The organism is Ensifer sp. SSB1, assembly GCF_016652895.1.
Lineage (GTDB): Bacteria > Pseudomonadota > Alphaproteobacteria > Rhizobiales > Rhizobiaceae > Ensifer.
In genome coordinates this window covers 1-4,239 of record NZ_JAEPRP010000309.1, presented here as the reverse complement: position 1 = coordinate 4,239, position 4,239 = coordinate 1, and the positions used below count along the sequence as shown (strand labels likewise).

Sequence of the window (4,239 nt, the reverse complement as noted above, 5' to 3'; positions counted from 1 at the left end):
TGCCGGCAAGCCTGTCGGCAAATTCCCCGAGGCCCACTTCCGCGAGCACCGTCAGGGCGCGGGCCGCCGGGTCCTCGCCATCGGCCTTCAAGGCGCTTGCCGCAACCGTGACGTTTTCAAGGACGGTCAGGTTCTTGAACAGACGAATGTTCTGGAAGGTGCGGGCGAGACCCGCGACCGGAACGGCATGAACGGCGAGCGAAGCAACATCCTGACCGTCGATCAGCACGCGGCCGCTTGACGGCGGAACGACGCCGGAAACGCTGTTGATCAGTGTCGACTTGCCGGCGCCGTTCGGACCGATCAGACCGGTGACGAGACCGGGCTTGATCTCGAAGTTGGCGTTCTCGAGCGCGACGAGACCCGCAAACCGTTTGCCGAGATTTTCTACCCGGAGCGTGCCTTGACCGGTTGCTGCGCTCGTAGCTGTCGGCACTGGGCTTGTGGCGGCGCCCTTCGAAGAGGCGCGCTTGAACCAGCCGAAGCGCTCGTCGAGTTCACGCACGCCGAAAAGGCCGTCCTGCAGTCGGTACATGACGACGAGGATCGCAACGCCGATGCCGATATCGGTGAGGCCGAAGACGGTCGGCAGTTTCAGGAAACCGAGATCGACGCCACCCTCGAGCTTCCGCAGGAGTTCGACGATCAGCATGATCACGGCGGCGCCGCCGACAGCACCCGAGACCGTGGTGATACCGCCGAGGATCAGCATCGCCAGCAGCATGAAGGTCAGGTTGAAGTAGAAGTCCTTGGGCGAAAAGGCGCCGAGGAAATGCGCCAGCAAGGCGCCGGCGGCACCGGCGAGTATTGCGCCCAGAACCCAGGCGAAGAAGCGGTGCAGCTTGACGTTGACGCCAACGGCGGTCGAGGCGATCTCGTCTTCACGCGACGCCCGAAGCTTTAGGCCGGCGCTCGAATCCCGATAGAGGCGCGCGACCGCGATGGCCGCAATGGCAAAGGGCAGCGCCACCCAGAGATTGACCGCGCGCGGGATCCCGAAAAACGTCTGGCTGCCGCGGGTGAAATCCGTCGAGGCGACAAGCACGACATGCACGATGACGAGGAAGCCGAGCGTCGCGATCGAGGCTGACGAGCCGCCAAGGCGCGCAACCGGAATGCCGATCAGCACCGCGACCAGAGCAACGACGACGAGGGCGATGGCAAGCGCCGGCAGGAAAGGCATGCCGATGCCCGCCAGCCATCCCGGCAGATGCGGCAGCGCCGTCTTCTGGATGATCGGGTTGAGCGTCAACAGACCAGACGCATAGGCGCCGATCGCCATGAAGCCGACGTGACCGAAGGAAACGATGCCGGAATTGCCGGCGTAGATGCCGATGCCGAGCACGGCGATGACGTTGATCATGAACAGCGTCACCAGGCGCTCGCCGCTGCCCGGAAAGAACAGCGAGGCGATGACGGCGGCGGCCAAAAGCGGCAGCGACGTTACAAGGATACCAAAGACGGTTTCTCGCCTGACGCGCACCATCCGCATTCCCCCAAATTTTCGGCCCGCCTCGTGTTTTTGGCTCGGGCCCGTTCCCGAAATGAACGTTATCGCAGATCGATCAAATGTCAATCTTGTTTCAAAAAACATTCTCTGCTAGCAATTCTGTAACAAAAAGTAGAAATTGGGGTTCACGCCATCATTTTTGGGAGGCAGAAATCGTGGCAATCCGGGACCGACTGACAGACGGCGCGATCACCTTCACGCGCTCGGAACTGAAGATCGTGCGGCAGCTGTTGTCGAACTATCCGGCAGCCGGGCTGAACACGGTCGCGCATCTCGCCGCCGCCGCCGGCGTCAGCAATCCGACCGTCGTGCGCTTCGCCAACACGCTGGGCTTCGAGGGCTATCCAGAGTTCCAGAAGGCGCTTCTCAGCGAAGTGCAGGAGCGCATGAGTTCGCCGCTCTCCATGCTCGACGAGCGGCGCCCGTCGCTGGAGCAGGAGAATTTTTACCAGTACTTCCTGCGCGCCAGCATCCATGCGCTGGAATCCTCGATGCAGATGCTGCCTTCGGAGGATTTCGAGGCCGCGGTCGACGCCGCCGCCGACATGAGCGCCCGCATCCACTGCCTTGGCGGCCGCTTCAGCGGCTTTCTCGCCGGCCTGCTCTGGTCGCACATGAAGCAACTGCGCGGCGATACGCGCTGGATCAACGGCAGCCAGGCCGACCAGGTCGACCAGCTCGTCGATCTCGGCAAGCGCGACGTGCTCTTCGTCTACGACTATCGCCGCTACCAGAACGACACGATCCGCTTTGCCCGCCAGGCGGCGACGCAGGGCGCGCGCATCGTGCTGTTCACCGACCGCTGGCTGTCGCCGATCGCCGATTTCGCGACCGTGACGCTGACGGCGCCCGTCGACACGGTCTCGCCCTACGACACGATGGTGCCGGCGATCGCCCAGACGGAGGCGGTGATCGCGGCACTGACCGCCCGCCTAGCCACGCAGTCACGTGGCCGCATCGAGCGCATGGAGGAACTGCGCCGCGGCTATGCCATCACCGAGGATGCCTTCAACCCAGCCGTTGAAGACGACCGCTGACCCTTTCCGCCGCCCTGGCGAACCAGACAACCCGAGGAGAATTCGAATGAGTGCAGTCACTGTAAAGGTTGGGGACGATCTCTTGAGGCGCGACAGCGCCTATGAGGCTGGCCGCACCTCTTTGTTGTTCGTCGACATGCAGCGCATCTGGTGCGAGCCGAACCTCGACCCGACCCACCCGCAGGACGCCGACAGCTATTACCACAGGCGTCTGCGCCAGACCGTCATCCCCAACCAGGTGCGCATTCTGGAAGCGGCGCGAAAGGCAGGTTGCGAGGTGCTGCACACGATCATCGAAAGCCTGACGCTCGACGGCCGCGACCGCTCGCTCGACCACAAGCTTTCCGACATGCACGTGCCGAAGGGCTCGCCCGAGGGCCAGGTCATTCCGGAGCTTGCCCCCATCGACAACGAGATCGTGCTGCCGAAGACGTCGTCGGGCGTCTTCAACTCGACCAACATCGACTACATCCTGCGCAATCTCAACACGCGCTATCTGATCATCGCCGGCGTCATCACCGACCAGTGCGTCGACATGGCCGTGCGTGACGCCGCCGACCGTGGCTACCTCGTCACCGTCGTCAACGACGCCTGCGCCACCTACAGCGAGCAGCGCCATGACGCGGCCCTTCGTGCCTACTCGGGCTACTGCTGGACGACCGACACGGACACCGTCGTCAGCCGCCTGAACGGCCTGCGCCAGGCCTAGACCGCCGCAAAAAACAGATTGGAGGGGATTCCATGACCGATACCAACAACGGCAAGGCGGCCGCCGCACTGACGGAACTCGCCACCTTCGTCACGACAGACATCGCCGGCATCACCCGCGGCCGCAGCTTCGCCGCGACCGAGATCGACAGCTACCTGCGCAAGGGCGTCGGCTGGGTGCCGGCCAACCTGGCGCTGACGCCCTTCGACCAGATTGCCGAAAACAACCCCTGGGGCTCGTCCGGCGACCTGCGACTGATGGCGGATCCAAGCAGCAAGGCGCGCGTCACTTGCCTGCCCGACGAGACGCCGCTGCATTTCTACCACTCCGACATCACCGACCTACAGGGCAATGCCTGGGATTGCTGCGTGCGCAGCTTCCTGAAACAGACACTGAAGGAATATGAAGAGATCGGCCTCAAGGTCATATCGGCCGTCGAGCAGGAATTCCAGTTGCTCGGCGTCGACTGGCCGGACGCCCCCTCCTTCGGCCTGCGCGCCCAGCGCCGCGCCGAACCCTTCGGCTCGCTGCTGATGACCGCCTTGCAGGAAGCCGGCGCCGAGCCGGAAATGTTCCTGCCGGAATACGGCAAGGACCAGTTCGAAATCACCTGCCGTCCTGCCGACGCGCTGACCGCCGCCGACCGCGGCGCCACCATCCGCGCGATCACCAAGGAAGTCGCCGCCCTCTTCGGCTGGAATGCGAGCTTCGCCCCGAAGACGGCGTCGAATGGCGTCGGCAACGGCGTGCATCTGCATGTGAGCTTCACCGATCTCGACGGCAATCCGGTGACATTCGACGCCTCGCGTCCCGGCAGGCTTTCCAAGGTCTCCGGCTCCTTTGCCGCCGGCGTCATCAAGCATCTGCCAGCGCTGACCGCGTTTACCGCTCCGTCGGTGCTTTCCTACATGCGGCTCGTGCCACACCATTGGAGCGCCGCCTACACCTGCCTCGGTGAAAAGAACCGCGAAGCGACGCTGCGC

General features: G+C 63.9%; 4 protein-coding genes. 3 read left to right on the top strand and 1 reads right to left on the bottom strand.

The features are described 5' to 3' along the window. Nucleotides 1-1,486, bottom strand: a 1,486-nt coding sequence (locus I8N66_RS36370) for an ATP-binding cassette domain-containing protein (protein ID WP_291165210.1), incomplete at its 3' end; no start/stop codon positions are given. Nucleotides 1,487-1,665: 179 nt separating this feature from the next. On the opposite strand from I8N66_RS36370, the gene I8N66_RS36365 reads away from it, so the two are divergent. The 3 genes from I8N66_RS36365 to I8N66_RS36355 form a co-directional block, all read left to right on the top strand. Then, nucleotides 1,666-2,547 carry a MurR/RpiR family transcriptional regulator gene (locus I8N66_RS36365; protein ID WP_291165204.1) on the top strand — a complete coding sequence of 294 codons (882 nt, stop codon included), beginning with the start codon at nt 1,666-1,668 and terminating at the stop codon, nt 2,545-2,547. Between the two features lie 46 nt (nt 2,548-2,593). Continuing rightward, the gene (locus I8N66_RS36360) at nt 2,594-3,256 is read left to right on the top strand and encodes an isochorismatase family cysteine hydrolase (protein WP_291165201.1); all 663 of its coding nucleotides are present in this window, start codon (nt 2,594-2,596) and stop codon (nt 3,254-3,256) included. 32 nt (nt 3,257-3,288) lie between these two features. After that, a partial coding sequence (locus I8N66_RS36355) for a glutamine synthetase (protein ID WP_291165198.1) occupies nt 3,289-4,239 on the top strand: 951 nt, incomplete at its 3' end.

Excerpts from the sequence above, each read along its gene's own strand:
- I8N66_RS36360 (WP_291165201.1), top strand. The coding sequence starts at position 2,594 with ATGAGTGCAGTCACTGTAAAGGTTGGGGACGATCTCTTGAGGCGCGAC.